The sequence below is a fragment of the Methylobacterium sp. A49B genome (assembly GCF_053346215.1).
Window position 1 is genome coordinate 1 of sequence record NZ_JBKFBO010000092.1, and the last position, 18,645, is coordinate 18,645.

23 protein-coding genes, 1 tRNA gene and 2 pseudogenes are annotated in these 18,645 nt (G+C 63.8%); 12 read left to right on the top strand and 14 right to left on the bottom strand.

Features of this window, described 5'->3' with window-relative positions:
• A pseudogene (locus ACLBX9_RS13040) lies at positions 1-88 on the top strand (porin family protein); the annotation flags it as partial.
• A 267-nt stretch (positions 89-355) separates the two neighbouring features.
• On the opposite strand, the gene ACLBX9_RS13045 reads toward ACLBX9_RS13040, so the two are convergent.
• The gene (locus ACLBX9_RS13045) at positions 356-910 is read right to left on the bottom strand and encodes a PAS domain-containing protein (protein ID WP_447719226.1); all 555 of its coding nucleotides are present in this window, start codon (positions 908-910) and stop codon (positions 356-358) included.
• Positions 911-1,371: 461 nt separating this feature from the next.
• Here ACLBX9_RS13045 and ACLBX9_RS13050 point away from each other — a divergent pair, with 461 nt between their 5' ends.
• Positions 1,372-1,581 carry a hypothetical protein gene (locus ACLBX9_RS13050; RefSeq protein ID WP_447719227.1) on the top strand — a complete coding sequence of 70 codons (210 nt, stop codon included), beginning with the start codon at positions 1,372-1,374 and terminating at the stop codon, positions 1,579-1,581.
• A gap of 568 nt (positions 1,582-2,149) precedes the next feature.
• On the opposite strand, the gene ACLBX9_RS13055 is transcribed toward ACLBX9_RS13050, so the two are convergent.
• Positions 2,150-2,890 (bottom strand): hypothetical protein, encoded by a 741-nt coding sequence (locus ACLBX9_RS13055; RefSeq protein WP_447719228.1) that lies wholly within the window; start codon positions 2,888-2,890, stop codon positions 2,150-2,152.
• Positions 2,891-3,476: 586 nt separating this feature from the next.
• On the opposite strand from ACLBX9_RS13055, the gene ACLBX9_RS13060 reads away from it, so the two are divergent.
• Positions 3,477-4,700, top strand: a complete 1,224-nt coding sequence (locus ACLBX9_RS13060; protein ID WP_447719229.1) for a sensor domain-containing diguanylate cyclase — start codon at positions 3,477-3,479, stop codon at positions 4,698-4,700.
• A 145-nt stretch (positions 4,701-4,845) separates the two neighbouring features.
• Here the strand turns inward: ACLBX9_RS13060 and ACLBX9_RS13065 are convergent, their stop codons facing one another.
• From ACLBX9_RS13065 to ACLBX9_RS13105, 9 genes are all read right to left on the bottom strand, one after another.
• Positions 4,846-5,004: a hypothetical protein gene (locus ACLBX9_RS13065; RefSeq protein WP_447719230.1), complete on the bottom strand. Its 159-nt coding sequence runs from the start codon at positions 5,002-5,004 to the stop codon at positions 4,846-4,848.
• Positions 5,001-5,492: a DUF6790 family protein gene (locus ACLBX9_RS13070; protein ID WP_447719231.1), complete on the bottom strand. Its 492-nt coding sequence runs from the start codon at positions 5,490-5,492 to the stop codon at positions 5,001-5,003. Before ACLBX9_RS13070 ends, ACLBX9_RS13065 begins: the two co-directional genes overlap by 4 nt.
• Positions 5,489-6,331 carry a site-specific integrase gene (locus ACLBX9_RS13075; protein ID WP_447719232.1) on the bottom strand — a complete coding sequence of 281 codons (843 nt, stop codon included), beginning with the start codon at positions 6,329-6,331 and terminating at the stop codon, positions 5,489-5,491. Before ACLBX9_RS13075 ends, ACLBX9_RS13070 begins: the two co-directional genes overlap by 4 nt.
• On the bottom strand, positions 6,328-6,606 hold the full coding sequence (locus ACLBX9_RS13080) for a hypothetical protein (protein ID WP_083920345.1): 279 nt from the start codon (positions 6,604-6,606) through the stop codon (positions 6,328-6,330). The genes ACLBX9_RS13075 and ACLBX9_RS13080 overlap by 4 nt, the downstream gene beginning before the upstream one ends.
• A gap of 250 nt (positions 6,607-6,856) precedes the next feature.
• Positions 6,857-7,597, bottom strand: a complete 741-nt coding sequence (locus ACLBX9_RS13085; RefSeq protein WP_447719233.1) for a carbonic anhydrase — start codon at positions 7,595-7,597, stop codon at positions 6,857-6,859.
• A 216-nt stretch (positions 7,598-7,813) separates the two neighbouring features.
• Positions 7,814-8,023: a hypothetical protein gene (locus ACLBX9_RS13090; protein ID WP_447719234.1), complete on the bottom strand. Its 210-nt coding sequence runs from the start codon at positions 8,021-8,023 to the stop codon at positions 7,814-7,816.
• Between the two features lie 180 nt (positions 8,024-8,203).
• Positions 8,204-8,455, bottom strand: coding sequence for a DUF6894 family protein (locus tag ACLBX9_RS13095; protein ID WP_447719235.1), 252 nt, complete (start codon positions 8,453-8,455; stop codon positions 8,204-8,206).
• Between the two features lie 1,145 nt (positions 8,456-9,600).
• On the bottom strand, positions 9,601-10,014 hold the full coding sequence (locus ACLBX9_RS13100; RefSeq protein WP_051072338.1) for a response regulator: 414 nt from the start codon (positions 10,012-10,014) through the stop codon (positions 9,601-9,603).
• 292 nt (positions 10,015-10,306) lie between these two features.
• Entirely contained in the window at positions 10,307-10,585 is a 279-nt protein-coding gene (locus ACLBX9_RS13105; RefSeq protein ID WP_010687727.1) for a hypothetical protein, read from the bottom strand.
• A 385-nt stretch (positions 10,586-10,970) separates the two neighbouring features.
• Here ACLBX9_RS13105 and ACLBX9_RS13110 point away from each other — a divergent pair, with 385 nt between their 5' ends.
• The 8 genes from ACLBX9_RS13110 (at position 10,971) to ACLBX9_RS13145 (ending at position 16,238) form a co-directional block, all read left to right on the top strand.
• Positions 10,971-11,120: a hypothetical protein gene (locus ACLBX9_RS13110; RefSeq protein ID WP_447719236.1), complete on the top strand. Its 150-nt coding sequence runs from the start codon at positions 10,971-10,973 to the stop codon at positions 11,118-11,120.
• Between the two features lie 654 nt (positions 11,121-11,774).
• Complete coding sequence (locus ACLBX9_RS13115; protein WP_447719237.1) at positions 11,775-12,113, top strand: hypothetical protein; 339 nt, start codon at positions 11,775-11,777, stop codon at positions 12,111-12,113.
• 510 nt (positions 12,114-12,623) lie between these two features.
• The gene (locus ACLBX9_RS13120) at positions 12,624-13,145 is read left to right on the top strand and encodes a hypothetical protein (protein ID WP_447719238.1); all 522 of its coding nucleotides are present in this window, start codon (positions 12,624-12,626) and stop codon (positions 13,143-13,145) included.
• A 2-nt stretch (positions 13,146-13,147) separates the two neighbouring features.
• A complete protein-coding gene (locus ACLBX9_RS13125; protein WP_447719239.1) occupies positions 13,148-13,543 on the top strand; it encodes a hypothetical protein in 396 nt (131 codons plus the stop codon).
• 390 nt (positions 13,544-13,933) lie between these two features.
• Positions 13,934-14,080, top strand: coding sequence for a hypothetical protein (locus ACLBX9_RS13130; protein WP_158168913.1), 147 nt, complete (start codon positions 13,934-13,936; stop codon positions 14,078-14,080).
• Positions 14,081-14,658: 578 nt separating this feature from the next.
• Positions 14,659-15,765: a Hint domain-containing protein gene (locus ACLBX9_RS13135; protein WP_447719240.1), complete on the top strand. Its 1,107-nt coding sequence runs from the start codon at positions 14,659-14,661 to the stop codon at positions 15,763-15,765.
• Between the two features lie 18 nt (positions 15,766-15,783).
• The gene (locus tag ACLBX9_RS13140) at positions 15,784-15,990 is read left to right on the top strand and encodes a hypothetical protein (protein WP_447719241.1); all 207 of its coding nucleotides are present in this window, start codon (positions 15,784-15,786) and stop codon (positions 15,988-15,990) included.
• A gap of 35 nt (positions 15,991-16,025) precedes the next feature.
• On the top strand, positions 16,026-16,238 hold the full coding sequence (locus tag ACLBX9_RS13145; protein WP_447719242.1) for a hypothetical protein: 213 nt from the start codon (positions 16,026-16,028) through the stop codon (positions 16,236-16,238).
• A gap of 464 nt (positions 16,239-16,702) precedes the next feature.
• Here ACLBX9_RS13145 and ACLBX9_RS13150 read toward each other — a convergent pair whose 3' ends face one another.
• Positions 16,703-16,867 carry a hypothetical protein gene (locus tag ACLBX9_RS13150; protein WP_447719243.1) on the bottom strand — a complete coding sequence of 55 codons (165 nt, stop codon included), beginning with the start codon at positions 16,865-16,867 and terminating at the stop codon, positions 16,703-16,705.
• Positions 16,868-17,156: 289 nt separating this feature from the next.
• Complete coding sequence (locus ACLBX9_RS13155) at positions 17,157-17,564, bottom strand: hypothetical protein (RefSeq protein ID WP_447719244.1); 408 nt, start codon at positions 17,562-17,564, stop codon at positions 17,157-17,159.
• 200 nt (positions 17,565-17,764) lie between these two features.
• Here ACLBX9_RS13155 and ACLBX9_RS13160 point away from each other — a divergent pair.
• Positions 17,765-18,049: pseudogene (locus tag ACLBX9_RS13160) on the top strand (hypothetical protein); the annotation flags it as partial.
• Between the two features lie 359 nt (positions 18,050-18,408).
• On the opposite strand, the gene ACLBX9_RS13165 reads toward ACLBX9_RS13160, so the two are convergent.
• Positions 18,409-18,485, bottom strand: a tRNA-Met gene (locus tag ACLBX9_RS13165).
• Positions 18,486-18,645: the final 160 nt, after the last annotated feature.

Consider the following 18,645-nt stretch of genomic DNA (forward strand, 5'->3'; position numbering starts at 1 on the left):
CCCGGCCGTCTACAGCCCGATCGGACGACGCGCCGACGAGTTCGCCGTCGTCCGCGCCGGCCTGAACTACAAGTTCGGCTCGTACTGAGATCCGGTCGAGCTGCTCCCGGTGTCTGTCCCGGGAGTTGCGGTTACGGGGTGAGGAGTGTTGGTCCTCTCCATCGCCGCTCGCCGCCGAAGAGCAGCCGTCCGGTTGACCTTCGCATCCCCAGCCCGATCAAACTCGCCGCGAGGTCGGCTACACCCTGGGAGCACCTGCTCCTGGGGTGTTTCCTATTCGGGGTAGATCCCAGAAAGGCGGCTTGGATACCGAGCGGCGCGTCTTAGGCGGGCCAGCACCCGGCAACACGGCATCCTAATGGAAGCGGTCGCTCGGATCCGCCGCTTTCATGTTCCGCGCCAGTAGCCTGCCCGCCATCATCAGCGCTTCCCGCAGCACCGGCAGCATCTCCTTGGAGCCGTCCTCCTCGACGAGGCTGTGTGCCATCAGCAGGTGATCGGCGACGAGTTCCAGCGCCGAATTGGGGGTCGTCGCCGGATGCGGCGGTGGCGGGATGTACCGCTGCAGTGTGCCGTAGGCGGCCAGCGGTTCCGAACCACTGGAGCTGAGTTCGGTCAGCGAGCCGAGATAGCCGAGAAAGGTACGGTCTGGCGGTCCGAATGAAGGAATCGCGCCACCGGCGACCCAGGCGTAGCTCCCATCAGCTCGACATAGACGATGGCGGAAGCTGTACTCGCACTGCTGGTCACGCGCACTGCGCAGGAAATTGACCGCGATCTCACGATCATCCGGATGCACGGCATCCAGCCAGCCATGCCGAGTTGCAGAAGCGGCGTCTCTACCCGTGAACGCGCACCAGTCTGGGCTGACGTAAGTCACCTCGCCGTCTGCTGCCGTGACGAAGATCATTCAGAAAGCTCCAGGGGCCAGTGCCCTGCTCTCGCGCGAGGAGCCAATTGCCACTTTGTCGACAATACCAATCATGCCGTCAGGTTGTCGAATTGTAACTTCCAATAGGGGCCTGAGGCACCCGAAATTTGTCGGTGATTGTAGACAATTATCTCGACCTGCCGCGTGACCCACGATGAGCAAATCCAACTCGCCGGCGTACGAGGCGCTCAGGAGGATCGCGGACACGCTCGGTGTCCCCATAGAACACTTTTTCGCGGCCCCTCCGCCTGGATCGGCCGCTAGCGAAACGAGTGCCCGCACCTGTGGTCTGAGATCGGAACGGAGGACGGTCGGCGGCAAGCTCTGGAGGCCCTGCGGGTGATCGCGAGGCTGGAACCAAAGGAGCTCATCATATACCCGTTGTTGCCCAGCCTCGGGGGCGCTACACGCCGTAGCTTGAGGGTGGCGCTGGGGTCCGGATGAGCGATGTTGCGACCGCGCTCCTCGTGGCGCTGGCGGCTGAGAACGCTGAGCTGCGCGAGCAACTAGCCTCTGCCCAGGACATGCTCGTGGAAACCGCCATCGACGCCGGCAACATGCACGCCCTCCTCGAGGCGATGCGGACCGAGCGGGATGCGTGGCGGGAGGAGGCCGAGCGGCTGCGGATGCAGACAGTGCGGACGGCCTGACACCCCGATGTCGAAGCTAATACGGGGGCATCGGAGGCATCTTGTAGCGGTGCGTCCAGATGATACCGAAGGCTGGATGACTCAGCACGGCCACACCCGGCTGACCGCTCAGCAATTGCTCGGTCAACGCTGACGCGCTGGCGATGGCGGCTGCCTCATCAGCGGCATCTAGCGAAATGAATTCCGTATCCACTCCGCCGGAGGTGCGACGGCGAGCGACCCGCAACTGATACTGCATGCGATTAATACTGAGGACGCAGGACTAAAATTGTATTGATTGCGGTTTTTCCACATGTCTCAAGGTCGGTGCAGAATTTCTTAATCAACCTGCGTCAAATTGCGCTCAGCGACCGGTCGTTAGCCCCGCGCCGGCAGAGCAGCACCGGGGTCTATCGCTATTGGCCTCGGTGCGATCTCGCCGGCGCAGTCACGCTGATCATCTGGCTTGCGGGAAGGCTCAGCGTACGCCGGATTTTGCGCATGAGCGTCGACTTCTCGTCCCTGCTGCGGAAGAGGGACGCGACGCCGGGCATGGGCGAGGACTGGCCCGGCACGGCCGCACACTGCCTTACAACGCCACCCAGGCCGAAGCCGCCCCGCTGCGCCGTCGAACCCATCGAACCGCCACGGGGAGCCGCCCCGGCCGGTAGGGCCTGCCCGCCGCCGAAGCTGTTGGCGTAGGCCTGCGGGTGGCCAGCCGGGCCGCGTTCTCACCGCCGGGCCGGTTCCAACCTGCGAATTTCCACGCCTCGGCCATCAGGGCGTTGGCCTCCTGCGGGCTCTGGGCGTTCTGCAGTGCCCGGATCAGCGCGGGGTTCTCCGCGAGGGTGAACTGCGCCTGCGCCACCACTGGGTCGGCCGCGCCCTGCGTGAAGGCCTTCATGTTCGCGAGCCGGTCAGCACGCCACGACAGGATGCCGCCGGACTGGCCCGCCTGCCCGCTCTCGCTTGGATCGGACCACGAGCCGGTGATGTTCGAGGGCGAATACCGGCTCTCGTGCTGCGCGCAGGCCGCGACCGCGCCGAGGCCGTCGGGGTTCGTCGGACCGCCCTGCTGCAGGGTCGAGATGAACCGGCCCCGGATGTCGGCGGGGTCCATGGTGGCCGCCTCGGCGCTGTTTGGCCCGAGCGCGTTCAGGGCCGCGGAGGCGATCCCCTGCGCCTGCGGCTGCACCACCGGAGTCGGCGTGCCCGTCGGCGGCGTCCGGGGCTGGTAGCCGGTGAACCCGGGCGGGGTCGCCTGCGGCACCTCGTGGCTCATGCCCTGACCCATGCAGCCCTGGCCCTGCGCCTGGGCGAGCTGCTGCATCTGCAGCCACTCCTGCAGGGCGGGGCTCCAACGACGTGTCGGTGCCGTTGAAGGAGGGACAGCCTCCGAAGCTTGGCCCGCAGCCTCGGCCTTGGCCAGCTTCGCAAGAAGGCCGCTCCGAAGGCTGCTACGCCGGCTGAGGCTATCTCGGAGAGGCCGAAGCGCGGTGGTCGCGCGCGGAAGGCCGACAGTTCAGGTGGCGCAACTTAAAGCAGTGCAAGCTCTCCAAATTATTTACTAATTGTAAACTCAAGGACATACTCGGTAACGACCGCACCTCCTCATCAATAAATGCGTGCTACCTTAGTCTCGTCGCTCCGACTTGAACGCCGAACGGCACAGGGCCGAACCACGTCATCACGGGATCCGGCCCACACTCTCCTGCTGCCTGCAGGCATACGCTCTCCAACCGCACGGCTTGGCTGGGGCGCAGTGAAGGTGACTCGGCGCGTCGCGTGGCCCGGCCAAATCGATGGCGCGATGTGAGATGTGTTGAAGAAGTTTTCAACAGCTCCGTCCAGAGTCATATTTCGTAAATCTTTAGCCGCCATCAAAGAAGTTTGACCCTTGCATCCGAGGATGTGCCATGTCGGCTCAGACCCAGATCCAAGAACAGGCTCGACTGGCCAGCCTTGACTACTACGATGTCCTCGACACGCCCTCCGAAGAGGCATTCGACCGCATCACGCGGCTGACACGTCGGATGTTCGATGTTCCCATGTCGACCATCACCTTGATCGATGGTCACCGTCAGTGGTTCAAGTCACGCCAGGGGGTTTCAGCCTCCGAGACGTCCAAGGGTCCGGCCCTCTGCGACATAGTCGTTCGGGAAGCTCGACCACTCATCGTGCCAGACACGCTTGCCGACGTGCGGTTCGCGGACAATCCTTTCGTTCTGGGTGAGCCGCATATCCGGTTCTATGCCGGCGCACCGCTGCGTACCTCGGAGGGGTATTGCATCGGCACGCTCTGCGCGATGGATACGAACCCGCGCACGTTCCCCGCCGATCAGTTGGATACGCTTTCCGACCTCGCACGCATCGTCATGAGCGAACTCGAATTGCGAGTGCTTGCTATGACGGATGGACTGACCGGCGCACTATCATGTCGAGCTTTCCGCGATGAGTTCAGCCGCGCGTTCGCGCTCGCTGTGAGGCATAAGCACGAACTCAGCTGCATTATGCTCGACCTCGATCACTTCAAGTCCGTGAACGATGGGCACGGACACGCCGTCGGCGATAGGGTACTGTCGGCGGTGGCCGGGGTGTGTCGCGACGAACTTCGTAAATCTGACGCCTTCGGGCGTCTGGGTGGAGAGGAGTTCGCTATCCTGTTGCCGCATACAGGACTGGCATCCGCGATGCAGGTGGCCGAAAAGCTGCGCGGAGCTATTGCGCGCCTCGACATCCCGACGCCCCTCAGGCCCATCCGGATTACAGCGAGTTTCGGTGTGGCGGCCCTCAACGGGTCTGTCGCCGATCCTGACATGCTGCTGCAGAACGCGGATGCGGCGCTCTATTCGGCAAAGGATGACGGTCGAAACAGGTGCATGGAATGGAAGCCTGTCGCCATCGCGCAGCAGAACATCCGCCGCCGCGTGCTCAAGTCAGGTCAGATCTCGTTCAACGCAGGGCGATCCGCCATCGATTGCACGGTGCGCAGCCTGTCCGACGACAGCGCCGGCTTGAAGATCGTCACAACGGCGGGCGTTCCGGAAAGGTTCAAGTTGCTGATCGAGGCTGATGGCTTTTCCCGGCTCTGCGAGATCGTGAGCAAGAGCGACCAGCATCTCGACGTGGCCTTTGTTTGAGCTGTTGGCTCCCGTCACCATCTTACCACTGCTGGCTGGCTGAAGGTGGCAGCGGCACGGACCACATCGGTTTCTTGAAGCACCCTGTGGCGGCCAGAGCGCTGGCCTCAGAGAACGCTTGAAATCGCCACCGGCGACAGATGGCCTACGGAAACCCGCTCCCACTGTGCCCCTTGAAGGCGTTAGCCCGCCGGATGTAGCCAACCACGGTCCGCAGATCGCGGTGGCCGCTCTGGTCCATGATGCTGGCGAGATCGGCGCCGCGCTCGGCCACAAGGAAGAGCGTGCTTAGCTGCTTCATCATCGTGCTGGAGCCCGGCTGGCAGCGAAGAGCAAGATCAATCCGTACAAGGGCGCCAGGATATCCCACCACAGGATCGAACCGGCGTTACCGGGAGCGAGATTGTCCGTGCGCAGGATCTCCAGGATGTGCCCCACAGCATCGCCGCCGAGCGCGATGACCAAGGTCCAGACGATGGCGGCTTTGAAGGGCAGCGGCTGAGTGCTGGCGACGCAGGCCGTCACTCCCATCGCGAGGTCAGCCAAACCGACCTCGCGTTGAAACGGGCTGGGTGCCCAGCCGATCAGCCGCGCCGCCATATCTGGCTGGAGCAGGTGGTAGTAGGCCGCCCAGATCATCGGCAGACCCAGGCCAAGAAAGAGCAGCCACGCGAGCATGCGCTCGGCGTGAGGCACGCGTCCTTTATAAAAAGGCAGAGCGACAGCGAGTGCGAGCGCGATGATCGGTACGTTGCCGAGGACGATTCCAAGGCCATTTTGTAAGGTGATCACGTCGTCACGTTGACCCGTGATCCCGCTGTCACGCAATGTCTGCCCGCCAGTGCGGCGGCCTCGACCGTGCGCTGAACGATCCGCGCGACGGCGCGGTCCGTCACCGCCTTGAAGCCGATATGTCCGTATCGGTCGATGGGACGGAACGCCGGCCCTTCCTCAAGGCGGGTTGCATTGATCCGCGCGCGATAACTGCGCACTGGGCACGTCTCCATATTCGAGCCGTAGGGCACGCCGATCTCGGCGCCCTCGGCCTGCTGGTCGGTCTTGCTGCGGCCGAGGTGGATCACGAAGCCGTCGGGCCGCCCCTCGACCCACGCGCAGCCATCCCTGCAGGCGACTTCCAGACCCGCAAGCTCGGACCGGCGCAGCGCTGCCGCGAAGCCCACGAGGATCGGCGCCCGGTCCCGGCGGCCGGCCAGGGTGTCGGGCAGAGTCGCCACGGCACGTCGGAGATCGGCCGTCATCAGGGGCCGCGTCTTGGCTGCCGGTCGACCGTGCGCCCGCTTGATGGCGCGCCACGCAACTCGGAACGCGGCCGACGAGGTGTCGAGGGCGAGCCCGACCGCGGCGTGCTGCTCGCGGATCGCCGCCAGCCGACGCTGTAACGCGGCAACTTTCAACGTGGACACGTGGTCAATCAGGTACGCCAGCACGGCGGCGGGGCGGGCCGGCAGGGAGGCCTCGCCCCGCGCGTCGCACCAGGTTGCGAAGGCCCGGACGTCCGAGGCGTAGGCCCGGCGGGTGTTCTCGGCTCGCGCCTGATCGGCGTACCCGCGCGCCCGGCCGGCGAAGGCCTGCAGTCCGGTCGGTGAGGGGAGGACGGCTTCGGTGCTCACTGCTGAGGTTCCTCGACCAGCGGCTCGCCCTCATCGATCGCCGACACGATCTGATTTCGCACGAGTTTCAAGGCGGCTTGCACCGGGTCGGCCCAATCGGGCCGCTGGGCCTTCTCGATGGCCTCAGCCGGCACGACGACGATAAAACGCGTTCGCCCCCTGGAGCGAGCGTGCCAGAAGCCACGCACCTCGATGCCGTCCGCCACTGGCCGCGCCTTCACGATGAAATCCTGCCCGGCGTGCGAGAAGGCGAGGCGAGGCAGCGTCGATGCCATACTGACTTCTGATGTCCGATAATCTCTTCTTATCGGACCTTAGCCTACTACGCGGAAACTGGTAACGGGATCGCGTCACCACGTTTTAACGTGGTCCTGTGGAGACGTGGCGCTACACATCGGGGTCGGCTGTCCCGCGCCACCAGCCGCGGCGGCGGTCGGGGCGTGCGCGAGGCCGGAGTTTGCCGACGGGCTGCATTCCGGCCTCTAACTTCGTTGCTGATCGAGTCTGGCCAAGCTCGCTTGGGTTTCAGATGTCTTCCATCCACTCGACGTGGCCATCCGAGAGGCCGTAACGCGCTCCCACGACTTTGACTTTTCCCGTGTCGAGCGCGTCCTTGATCACGAGGCTCTGGGTCGTCAGCCGCTTCGCTACGCGGCGGGCGTTCATTCGCACGGAGGCCTCAAGGAGGTCGCCGCCTTGGCTTTTTGCCTCCAGCACGGCGGGCACGATCGGCTGCACCATCTCGCCAATGACACCCGGGAAGGTCGCGTTCTTTTGCACCACGTCGACCGCGGCTGCGACGGCGCCGCAGGACTGGTGCCCGAGCACCACGACGAGCGGGACGCCAAGGACGCCGACCGCATATTCGATGCTGCCCAGCGCCGCTGTGTCGACCGTGTTGCCGGCGTTCCGGACGATGAACAGTTCGCCAAGCCCGCGCCCGAACAGGATCTCGGGGGAAACCCGGCTGTCGGAGCATCCGACGAGGACGCAGAACGGTGCTTGCCCGCGAGCGAGTTCGAGGCGGCGCTCGCGCCCGTTAGCCGAGAGAGACGGAGCTTCATTCTTAAAGTTCTCGTTGCCCTCCTTCATGAGCTTGAGGGCTTCGGCTGGTGCCAAAGCGGTCTTGGCCACGGGAGAAGCGGCCCGCGCAACGGTGTTCGATAGGGCGGTCGCAGCGAAGACGCCGACCGCCCCTAGCAGGAGGCGTCGGCGCCCGAATTTTGCCGAGCTGTCCGTGACGCAGCAGTCGCAGTTGATGTGCATGCAGCTGATCCTCCCTCAGTCCCGCAGGGCCCTGATATCCATGAGCCGAGCGGGTGGCATTTCGGACGACTGGAAGCGCGCCCGTAATCCCTCACCTGCATGCAACCATTGATCGGCGATGCCATCTGCTGACGGGGTCTGCGTGAGCCGGGCGAGCTGCGGCCGTGCGACCACCCGCTCGATCGTGCGCTAAGCTTTCGCGCAGTTAGACGCCAATCAGGGGCGGTATTGCCGCCCAATGGCCTTGCGTGTGGGCTCAGCCTCGACATGAGCCTGCTCGGCGCGAGCGTTCTGGTCGAGGATCGTCTGGATACTTTCCGGATGCCGGGGCACGCCCAGCAACCGAGCCAATCCTTCCGCCACGCCACGACGTACAGCGTCTTCTAGCTCGTGATCGTCCCTGCCTTCCACGACCGTGAAGCCCATACGCCCCCCTGCGCATTTCTCACTGAGATTAAATTAACCAACCGGCGTCGGTTCCAACGGGGCTGCTGACGCTGGCTTGTGGATGATGACGTTGTCGCTCTGTTTTGGGCGGAAGTGTTGCCGATCGTCGGCACATGGCTTGCCGCAGACAGCACTCAGCTTTGCCGCCCGTGAGCCTCGTCACACAGCCGCAGGCCCGGCGAGCCTCAAGCCCGCGAAGGTTAGCGTCGCCGTGTAGACAAGCACGCCATCCTCATCGCGAACCAGCACGGTGAAGGCTTGCCGATCACCGTCGCTCGGGATCTCCCAGCGGGCCACTTCGGGGAGCGACGCCATCGCCTGCTTCCGAGCGGCCTCGAAGTCAGCGCACTCGGTGCCTTCATCGTCGGGATGGAACGCCCCGTTGTGAATGTCGAAGAAGTAACGGGGCACCGTGATCCTCTGAGCGTCGTAACTGCGCTGAGAGCGGCAACCTTCCTAATGTGGATTGGTTCACTGGCTCAGAAGGCCAGACACGATGATCTCGGCGGGTCGCTACCGAGAAGGCGCGCCCGCTCCCAAAGGTCGATACCGAACGCGTTGGTGATCGTCGCCGCAATCGCCCTTGCATGATCGTCGATCTCAGCTTGCAGGACAATCGCGGAGCGTATCGCTCCACCCTCGTCCAAGACAAACGCTCGATAGGTTCGAGAGCCAGGGCCGGGAATTCAATAATGAACAACTCGTCGGTCGTATTCTCGCCTGGCGATTGCGGGCGGGCGCACACGGCGCTCAGCCACCGGGGCCCGTGCGGTGTCCTTCCGGTGATGATGTCAATCAGCATGGATCATAAACCTGAGCAACAATGGAGGTTGGCTCGTCACGCCAGCCCGTTGTTGGACGCCATCGCGAAACCGGAGACTCACTCGGCCTTCGCCATTTGCCTCCCGTCGGTCTGCTCGCTCGCCCCAACCCCGATGTGCTCACGTGGCGGGTGTAGCGTCCGATCTCACCCGCGTGTCAGCCGGGCCGATACGCAGCGTGGCTCAGGTGCAGGATGCCTGCGGGAACCGGAAAGCCCGGCATCTGACCAGCGTTCGGCTGTCTCCGTTCGAGATGGCGCCGGGACACACGTGTCCTGGGTGCGCGGTTTCGCCCGCAGAGACTGAGAAACTCAGTCAAGTTTCAGACATTTCCCCGGTCCGACATCGGCGGCGGATCGATGTTCGAGGTCGAAGGAGGTCGAGCCATGCACGCTATCAACATGCGTACCGTCGCTGATGAAGCGCCTGAAAGTTGGGAAGCCCCGCCGCCTCTGAATGATGTTGAACGGGCACTCTTGTCGGTGCTGGATACGCAACTCGTGAGTACATCGGTCGTGAGGGACAGGGCCCGCCTCAAAGTCCGAGAAACGTCGCCCAAATTGGCCAGTACGGGATTGGCTGCCTGCCAGCCGATATCGACGATCACTTCTGCGCTCGAAGAACTTGAGAAGCGGGGCCTCGCGTAGAGCATCCAAATGGCCAAATGCGTGCGTTGGCGTCGCGCTTCTGAAGCAGACGAGCGAACGAGCCGATAACCGCGAAGCCGAGAGCACGTTACGGCAGAAATGCCTTGCTCTCGCAACCCGTGGTGCGCCCGCTGCCGTTGGCTGGCCAGAGGTCCTCAAGCGTCTTGCGCAGCACCGCGGGCATGAAGGGCTTGACCAGGCAGGCGTTCACGCCCGCTCGCCGCGCTGTCGTGAAGAAGTGAGCGTGCTCCTTCGTGGTCATCATCACGAACAGCGTCTCTCGCAAGCGGCGATCCTCTCGCACGTGGCGGAGTAGCTCGAAGCCTGTCATCGGGAACATGTGTAGATCCGAGATGATGAGGCCGTAGGCACGCTCGTTCAGCATCGCGAGAGCAGCGGCTCCGTCGGCGGCCTCGTGAACGTCGTTAATTCCAACCTGTTCGAGCACGGCGCGGACCACCGCTCGGATCATGGGTACGTCATCGACCACAAGGACGGGCATCTGTCGTGGATCAGGCATCACAGCTCCGGACGGCTGCTCGCAGGTAGCCAAGACGAGGCCGACACGCGGCGCAGACGGATGAGGGCTCCGCCGCCCGATCTGCTCACGGGCTGGAGGGGCTCGGTGCCGTTCCTCACGGCCGGGGCCGAGTACGCGACGCGGCCCGAGGTACAGGATGCGGGAAGAGCGGTTAGCAGGGCGTGCCCGCAGGCCAGCCGCCGTCTCACCTCAGGTCACCGCCTTGGAACAAGTCCGCGGCGGCGAACTGGGTGGGCTGAGTGCGGCAGTGAGGTTACTTGCCCCCGCCGCTGCCAGTCGAACCGAGACGTGAGGGCTGTGCTTCGTTGCCGGCAGCCGCCGAGTCCGTGGCAATGCCGTCGGCAGCGCGACCCGTCGGTGAGTAGGTCGCGGCACCTTCGTCTCCGGTCGATCCGGGCTGGCGCGTGACGACGCCGGGCGCACCGGGCGGCACGATGACCGTGGTGCTGGTGGGCGTCTCGATGACGGCCTGTGCGAAGACGGGGGAGATCAAGGCCGTAGTAATGATGGCTGTAAAGGCAAGCTTGTTCACGCTGGACTCCCGTCGAAACTGGTGTGGCAGGATACTCCTGAAGCTTGTGCCAATCCATGTTGTCCGCAATTGATCCAGAAATGCCTTATGCCACCGTCATCCGTGTGCGCTTGCACACGTAAGTTACATTTGGAAACATAAGCTTTGTACCGGCTCAACCTTCTCGCGGGAGGTGCAAAGCGAGGGGTGCTTTTGCAGCCCTGGAAGTCCGTCTGAGCCGAGACTGGACGGACTGCCACTCCGGTCATGTTCTGCCGGCGTTTCATGTCCTCGCAGGGTGCAAGGGGCGGAGAATGGCGGGGCGAGGAGCCTTCGTGCGAGCCGATGGAGCGGCGCGTCGTCCGTAGTTCTAAGCTGCCCGGCGACTCGAACCGGGGTGCACGCCATGCGTACGTTCCTCGTCACCTTCCACAAGGCGGTTTCGGACGGTCGCGGCCACGACCGCCGGATCATACAGCAACAGAGCATTGTGCCCGCCAGCTACGGTGAAGCCGCAGCCGACGCCGCCAAAGGCGCGTTTCTGTCAGGCCGCTAGCATCGTCGACTGGCGGCAGCGGGCTGATACCTGCGAGGTCGTCGAACTGTCTGGACAAGCTGCCTGAGGGCACGAAAAAGCCCACCCGGATCGGCCGGCCGGGCGGGCTTGCTCAGAATGCAGAGAACGCGGCGGCGGAGGCGAGCAAAGCTCCCCCTCCCCCGCCGCCGAGCCAGACGATTGGCGGTGAAGCGATCAACGCCCGTCCTGTCACGCTAACGGCCACGCTCAAGCAAGGTTCACCGGCTGCCGATGAGCAGACTGCTTAGCTAAGCTAAGCGGGACCCGTCCCGAGGAATAGGAGCGGACCCCGTGCGACCGCGACGGCGAGGCCGCGCCGGTACCGACTGTATAACGGCCCGGCGCTGCTCTGCTGACGCTCAAGGGTTCGGGGACCCAATCGCCCACAGAAGGCTGATCTCGCAGGGCTGACGGGTCGTTAAATCCTAGGGGCGCAGCAATTCGTGGATTGGATCTGCCGCCGAGGGAGGGGCGGCCGCCGTGATAGGTTGGAACACAGAGAGTCCTAAAGCGGGAATTCTCTCGGGACATTATGTGAATGCAGTTTTCGCACCGAGAGCTATCAAATTTAGTTTTCGATCTCTGCAAGCCGTCATATAATCCCGCTTGCTTTGCTGATGGGGAGCGAGTCCGATGACTGCTGACGCCCTTTTCGCGCTCATTCGACGGACGAAGGGTTTGGTCGGCAAGAAACGACAACGGGCTTCTAATCATCCTCTCGTTCAGGATGCTTTGGCGGCCCTACGGGCGCAGGGAACCAAAGTCGTGCCGTACGGCGACGATTTTCAACACTGGCAGCTCGGTGACTTCCTGATGACGGATGCCGATCTGGTTCACTTTGCAGTAAGCCAGGAATCATCGCCGACCGCTAGGCGCGAATTCTGCCTCGAGGCCGAGCCATGCCGAAATGCAGGACGTGCGGCCTTCCCCTCAGAGGAACAGATCGGCTTTGCCGTAGATGCGGCGCCCTGACAGGCGTGAGCATGCCATCGAGTGACGACCCGATCGGCTTGGGCGGCCTCGCTTTTCTGGCCGCCCTGGCGATCTCAGTCGCTTATCTGCTGTTCGTGGATTGGATGACACCGTAGGGCGAGGCAGAAGGGGCACAAGACGACCTACGCCGGCGGGCCGGGCGGGCGGATGCTGTGCGTCTCCATGCGGCCCGCTTTCCCGCGATCCCGGCATCCCGCGTTGCAGGCCTGACCCGCGCCAGCGCGGCGCACTCCTTCACCACCGAGCCGACCCACACGAGCCCTCTCAAGCCCGAACGATGACCCATGCCCGTATCCCGAATTTCAAACAGCCCGTTCCGGTCCGCAGCACCAGCGCCCGCACCGGCCGCCGCAACCCTCCACCGGACCACCGCCACCACAATCTGCCGGACGAGCAGCAGCCGGGCGCGATCGAGCCCTGGCAGGCCGTGCCCCCGTTCGCCCCGACGCCGCGCATAGCCGGTCTCTGCGCGTCCTCGACACGGCCGGCATGCTGTACGCCAGCGACGGCCCCAACCGTGAGGAGAACCTGCGCGAGAAGATCGTAGGCACCGTCGTCGGCATCCTCGTGCCGGATCGTGGGAGCCAGTGCCCTCGGTCAGCCGAGCCGGAAGCCGGGCCAGCAGTCGATCCGACCGAGCCCGCTCAGGCGGCCGAGGACGGCACCCCCTTGACGGTGGAGGGTGCCGCGTCCCTCGACCGTCCCACCTGCGACTTCTCCGACGTGCCGCTCCGCAGCCCGCAGGAATGGGCCGAGACGTTCTGCAATCAGGCGCTCGGGATGCACATCGCCGACAAGACGCTGCGGATGAGCAAGCCCGAGTTGGTCGCCTTCATCCGCGAAGCCGCCGGGGGCGGGGAAGGCGTCGACGAGACCCTGTACAAGGCCATCGACGACGCGCGGGAGAACCTGCAGGGCTGGGCGAAGCTGCTCGACGTGGCGCGGGCCCGGTTCCTTGTGGCCGGCGCGACCTGCCAGCTCGAACAGGACGCCAAGAAGGTAGGAGCCTGACCATGGGCGATGTTCTGACCTTCGCACCGCGCCCGAAGCCGAATGCGCCAGAGAGCCCGGAGCCGCTGGCAAGCGCCGAACCGCGAGCTCAGCTCGAGGCCGGCGTGCAAGCCGCCCTCGACGTAGCCGACCACTTCAACGCCGTGCTGAACGGGATGGACGGCTGCCCGGATCTCGAGGACGGTGACGACACCGAGCCGTCCCTGGCCGCACCCGGGAACACCGGCGGCTCGCAGGTCGTCGACATGCGCGGTGGCGATCAGGACCGCGAGGAGGAGGTGAGCGAAACGACGCTACACGAACTGGCGGTGGAGGGTCTGCCGCCGCTTCCGTGGGGTGGGCGCGGGAACGTGCTTGCGGCGGCTGGCGCAGCGCGCCTCGACCTGATGAGTGGATGAACTGGCGGCTGCGGCAACACTTTGGCTTTGCGGCCACGTATAGATCTCGTGCCGCTTGTCTCCGTGGTAGAACCAATGAACGTGCTTGCGGTCATCGATGCCATTGGTGCGGTAAGACCGCGCAATGCTTTGAACGAGTGCATCCGCATCGTCGCGTTTGGGAATATCATAGGCCAGCATGACAGGTGGACGTGCTTCTAAGCCGTTGTATTCGCGAACGAAAATGCAATGGGGCACGATGTACCTCCTCCTCGTTTGCGCTCCCTATAAGTTGCAGTACTATTCAAATTGCAATCTGAAAGTTCAATCAGAACTGAAGCAACGGTTAAAATTGGGTTAGCGAAAATTCGTGCCTTTCGTTCGCGGCGCGGTGCAGCCGGCGCGTCACTGATGGCCGATGCGACCAAGACCGCCCTGTCCAAGGCTCCGGCTGGAACGTTGCCCGAGGCGCAGATCCTGCCCCGGCGCGGGCGCGGCAACGTCATTGCGGCGGCCGGCACGCCGCTCCTCGAATTCCTCGAACGAGCATGCCCCTGAGCCTGTTCGGCGAGGTCAGGGGATCGGCGCTCGTGTCACTTGCAAGTACGGTCAAGTGCATTGCCGAATTATCCTGCCCTGCGAAGCCAAAAAATCCTTTTCCGGCCATTGCTATTAGGAAATGTTGCTCAACTGTTACATGATCAATCCAAACTTGAAAACAGATCAAAAAGACCACGATGAGAAACGTTTGCTCTATTGTGCGTTCCGAACCTTTAAGTCATGAGTGCTTTTGTGCCTATGATAGGGCTGGATCAGAAAAGCACGATATTACGAGCTGAAACGCTCGAACTACTGCGCTCTCGATCGTATCCCAGCTATATTTTTAGGCAAAACGATAAACTTGGCTTTTAAATCGGGGGGAATAATCAATGCCGCTTCCTTATATTTTCAACAACACCGCTTACAACGCGGGATTTTTTGGAACGGATGACGGCAGAGCGGCCTCTTCATTTCAAATCGATGATGCATCTACCTACTCGGTCTTCGTTTCAGGCCAAGTCAGGTCTCCGGGAGACACAGTCACCCTGCATTACGGAGCGGACGCGCCGGCTGGGTACGCGAATAGGTCAGCGACCTTGACCGCGACCCAGTACGACAACCCGAACATGATACAGTTCACCAGTACGGATATTCCGCCCGGAAACACTCAGGCTGGAAATTACCGGTACGTTCTATCCAACACGCGGCTTTATGGATCGAACCCCCCAGCAGGTGCAACACGGACGCGCTTTACCGCCGACGATAATACGCTCGGAAGTTGGTCCGGTCCCAGCAACACAACGCCATGCTATTGCACCGGTACGCACCTCCTCACAGAACGGGGGCAGGTCGCGGTCGAAGACTTGGCGATTGGCGATCTGGTCGTGACCGTCTCCGGTCAACATCGCCCGATCCGCTGGATCGGCAGCCGCGCCCACCCTGGTCTGTCCGCCCCTCAGGCTGAGCGCCCAGTGCGGATCAGGGCCGGTGGCCTTTCCGAAGGCGTGCCCGCCCGCGACCTGCTCGTTTCCCCTGACCATTGCTTGTGGCTCGACGGCCTCTTCGTGGCTGCCGGTCATCTCGTCAATGGCACCAGCATCACCCGCGGCGAGCCTGTGGCCGATCTCACCTACTGGCATGTCGAACTCGACAGCCATGACCTGCTCGTGGCCGAGGGCGCGGCTGCCGAGAGCTTCCTGGCCGCTCCGGGGGTGCGCGCTGGCTTCGACGGTGTCCAAGCTCTCGACGCTGGCACAAGGCCCGTGCCCTATGCCCCACGCGCCGAACTCGGCCCCGAGCTTGCCGCGTTGCGCGGACGCTTGGCCCGTCGCGCCATCTCGTCGGGCGAGGCTACTGACTTGGGCCCTGTGCGAGCATGGCTGGATCGGTGCTTGGTTGGAGCCGATGGTCTGCTGCAAGTGGGCGGCTGGGCGCAGAACACGGCGCAGCCTGACGCTCCAATGTGCCTGGACGTGATGGTGGACGGGGCCGTGGTGGCGTTCACCGTTGCCAGCGAGTACCGCGCCGACCTCGCCACGGCTGGCATCGGCGACGGCCGGGTCGGCTTTGACCTCGGGTTGGACGTGCGGCTGGTTTCGGGCGTGCCACACATTGTCGAGGTACGTCGCTCAGCTGACGGAACGCTGGTGTGTGCCAAGCAGATCGACGCAGCGGGAACTTGGGCGGCGCTATTGGCGGCGTAAGCATCCTAGGAGCCGGCTGTGTGGGCGGTGATCCGCTCAGTCAGAGCTTTCCTGCGGCGCCCTGGGCTGAATGAGGCTCAGGGCGTCGAGGCGCGCGCTGTCTTCGATACACCGCTCGCCCCAATGCCGGAGATCCAGCCTTCCAATGCCGGCAACGATGATCCGTTGAGGACACTCCATGACGCCGTCGAACGCGAGCTGCGGGTGGCGAATTTGATCTGCTGAACGGCCACGAGGAGATCGGAGCCCTGCTGCCGGGCGTGCCAGAGCCCAGCACATCGCTTGAGTGCGAGAATGTCGAAGACCGCGAGGGGGCGGCACGCGAGGCCGTACTGCCGGAGGTGACGGCCGACTCGACGTCGGCTCTGCGCGCCGAAGCGACTGCAATCGCGGTGGAGCCGCTGCGCTGGGGGCGTGGGAACATCGTGGCGGCGACCGGCTTGGCGCCCCTCCATTCCGCCAAGGTGCGCTGATGCCGACCGCCTTCCCCAAGCGTCCTGAGATCGCCGTTGCCGCCCAGCGCCTATCTTGATGCGATACCGCTCGGTTCATGATCCTGCTGGCATAGGTACGATGGCTGAACCGGCGACTTGAAGCTGCTCACCGCCGTGTCGAGCGCCATGGCCTCGACATCGCCGGCCCTCATCGAGTGATTGCCGCCCGGCGCTGGCTCGACATCCACCAGCGGATCGGCGCCCGGCTCGGGATCCCCGAACCGCCGCACGTTGCACAGGTCCGGGCGACCATAGGGTCATCCCACATAAGTGGCGTCAGGCATCCACGTCCGCCCCTAGCCTCGGGGAGAGGTGACTAAGACGGACGTGGAGATCAGCGCATCCCACCGCCGATGCACGTAGCCAACGTCTCGGCAGCCAAAAGAGAAACGGTCTCGCTTCTGGAAAACGGAAACGGTTCCCGTTTTGCCGGGTGCCGATCGTCAGTTCAGCGCGGCCACCATGAAGGGCTCGGCGTTTAGATCCGACTGGTCAACCATCGCAATGTTTGACCCATAGCTGGTGAGCTGCGTCTGACCCAGCAGCATCAGAAGGGCGAACACGCCCCAGATCGCAACGAATTTGATAGGGGGGCCGTCGTTGACCATTTTCGTCGCTCCTCTGTGACCAGCGGGCAGACGGTACGCTCGAAAGCGTAACCGAACGTCCTCCAAAGGGGGTACACGCATTGAAGAATTCAGTGTTTGCGGCTGGTATACTGCATGTCTCAGAGCGAAAACTTGATGTACGGCGAGGTAATCAAGTTTTCGTGACACTGTAGCGTGAACTTGCGCAAGCCCTCACGATCGCCGCTCGCGCATCTGGTGCGGGCAGGGAGGCCGAGCGCCGTGAAGAAGCGCTCGGCTGGATCATGTCGCGGATCGGGCCCATCCGCACTCAGTCGTTCGGGATGCAGCGTCCCCAGGAGTTGCTGAAGTGGAAGCCGTAGTCGCAGCCACGGCCCACATAGACGACGCTGGGGCCATAGCCGTACCCGACGAACCCACCGCCGAACCGACGGCCGCCGAAGCCCCGGCCGCCAAAGCCGCCCCTGCCGAAACCACCACCGCCGCTGGGATGACCGCCGAGGCCGCCACCCCCACCCGGGTGCCCACCACCGCCGGGATGCCCGCCACCGAAGCCACCGCCGCCAAAGTGACCACCGCCGAAGCCGCCCCCACCGAAGTGACCGCCTCCGCCGCCGAAGTGGCCGCCAAAGGCGAGCGCGTCGGTTGCCACAACCATACCGACCGGAGCCGCGATGGCGGCAGCAGCGAGCACGGACTTGAAGGTCTTGCTGATCATCACGCTCTCCAATGTATCGCCGAGCGGTTCATCCGCTCCGATGTTGGAAAGCTTAGTGATTTGCTCATGCCCTTCTGTGATCCGTATCACAAACACGGATGCAGCCGAAAGCTTGGCAGTAATCTGCCGTATTCGAGCGGTTGAGGATGTCGGTGCTTAGGAGGAGGCTCGGCCGGCGGGCGGCTACGGAATTAGCCACCATGAGCGACTTCGATCATATCTCGAGCTGGAAGCTTCTCCGGGGCTCGCATTCCTTCCTCGGGCCGGACGAAGGCACTTGCATCAACGAGGCGGCAGTCTTGGCGGCCGGGTTTCGCTATCGACCCATCCGTTCGGTCAACTCGATGCCGCCCAGCTTCTCCCGGCCAATCTGCCAGCTCGCGCTGCATCTGAACGATATGGCGACGGACACGCAGCGGCAGCGCCTGATGCCGTTTGTGACGCGACTCGCCTGTGCGGATACACCCGCAGTCGAGCAAGATCGAGACGTGGGGGCGGCAGTCCAACGAGAGCCGCCGTCACACCGCCCTGGGGGCGAACGCCCCAGGAATTCGCCGTGGCGGCGGCCCTGCAGGCCGCCGACTGAGATCCGGAAGCTCACCTTTCGGCCGGACCACGATCCGGCGACCCTCAGTTCTGGCCGCAGGCCATATCTCAGGCGGACCACATCGAGGTGGCTCTGGCCTGGAATTGTTCGTGGAAGGCAGGCGAATGAGCTCGGACTTGCCCCCTCCCCTGCCAGGAGCGGATATCGAATTGGTTGAGCTTGACAGCGTTGGCGCACGAAAAAGCCCGCTGCGCTTATGGGCGCGGCGGGCTTTGTGAGATGATGGTGAGATGATGTTGGTTGCGGGGACAGGATTTGAACCTGTGACCTTCAGGTTATGAGCCTGACGAGCTACCGGGCTGCTCCACCCCGCGCCAAGTGTGTGCGGCTTGTCCCGCCGGGCGTGCGGCCTGTGTGAGGCTGCGGCGGGGGCCGGATCGGTGTTCGTGTCGAGGGAACGGCGCGGGCTCGTGCGAGCATGCGCTTTCGATTGCGATGGGCAGGCCTGGCGGCGACCGACTCTCCCGTGTCTTG

Coding starts and splice junctions, on each gene's coding strand:
- ACLBX9_RS13045 (WP_447719226.1), bottom strand. CDS start 910: ATGATCTTCGTCACGGCAGCAGACGGCGAGGTGACTTACGTCAGCCCA.
- ACLBX9_RS13050 (WP_447719227.1), top strand. CDS start 1,372: ATGAGCGATGTTGCGACCGCGCTCCTCGTGGCGCTGGCGGCTGAGAAC.
- ACLBX9_RS13055 (WP_447719228.1), bottom strand. CDS start 2,890: ATGCAGCAGCTCGCCCAGGCGCAGGGCCAGGGCTGCATGGGTCAGGGC.
- ACLBX9_RS13060 (WP_447719229.1), top strand. CDS start 3,477: ATGTCGGCTCAGACCCAGATCCAAGAACAGGCTCGACTGGCCAGCCTT.
- ACLBX9_RS13065 (WP_447719230.1), bottom strand. CDS start 5,004: ATGATGAAGCAGCTAAGCACGCTCTTCCTTGTGGCCGAGCGCGGCGCC.
- ACLBX9_RS13080 (WP_083920345.1), bottom strand. CDS start 6,606: ATGGCATCGACGCTGCCTCGCCTCGCCTTCTCGCACGCCGGGCAGGAT.
- ACLBX9_RS13085 (WP_447719233.1), bottom strand. CDS start 7,597: ATGCACATCAACTGCGACTGCTGCGTCACGGACAGCTCGGCAAAATTC.
- ACLBX9_RS13090 (WP_447719234.1), bottom strand. CDS start 8,023: ATGGGCTTCACGGTCGTGGAAGGCAGGGACGATCACGAGCTAGAAGAC.
- ACLBX9_RS13100 (WP_051072338.1), bottom strand. CDS start 10,014: ATGCCCGTCCTTGTGGTCGATGACGTACCCATGATCCGAGCGGTGGTC.
- ACLBX9_RS13110 (WP_447719236.1), top strand. CDS start 10,971: ATGCGTACGTTCCTCGTCACCTTCCACAAGGCGGTTTCGGACGGTCGC.
- ACLBX9_RS13115 (WP_447719237.1), top strand. CDS start 11,775: ATGACTGCTGACGCCCTTTTCGCGCTCATTCGACGGACGAAGGGTTTG.
- ACLBX9_RS13120 (WP_447719238.1), top strand. CDS start 12,624: ATGCTGTACGCCAGCGACGGCCCCAACCGTGAGGAGAACCTGCGCGAG.
- ACLBX9_RS13125 (WP_447719239.1), top strand. CDS start 13,148: ATGGGCGATGTTCTGACCTTCGCACCGCGCCCGAAGCCGAATGCGCCA.
- ACLBX9_RS13130 (WP_158168913.1), top strand. CDS start 13,934: ATGGCCGATGCGACCAAGACCGCCCTGTCCAAGGCTCCGGCTGGAACG.
- ACLBX9_RS13150 (WP_447719243.1), bottom strand. CDS start 16,867: ATGGTCAACGACGGCCCCCCTATCAAATTCGTTGCGATCTGGGGCGTG.
- ACLBX9_RS13155 (WP_447719244.1), bottom strand. CDS start 17,564: ATGATCAGCAAGACCTTCAAGTCCGTGCTCGCTGCTGCCGCCATCGCG.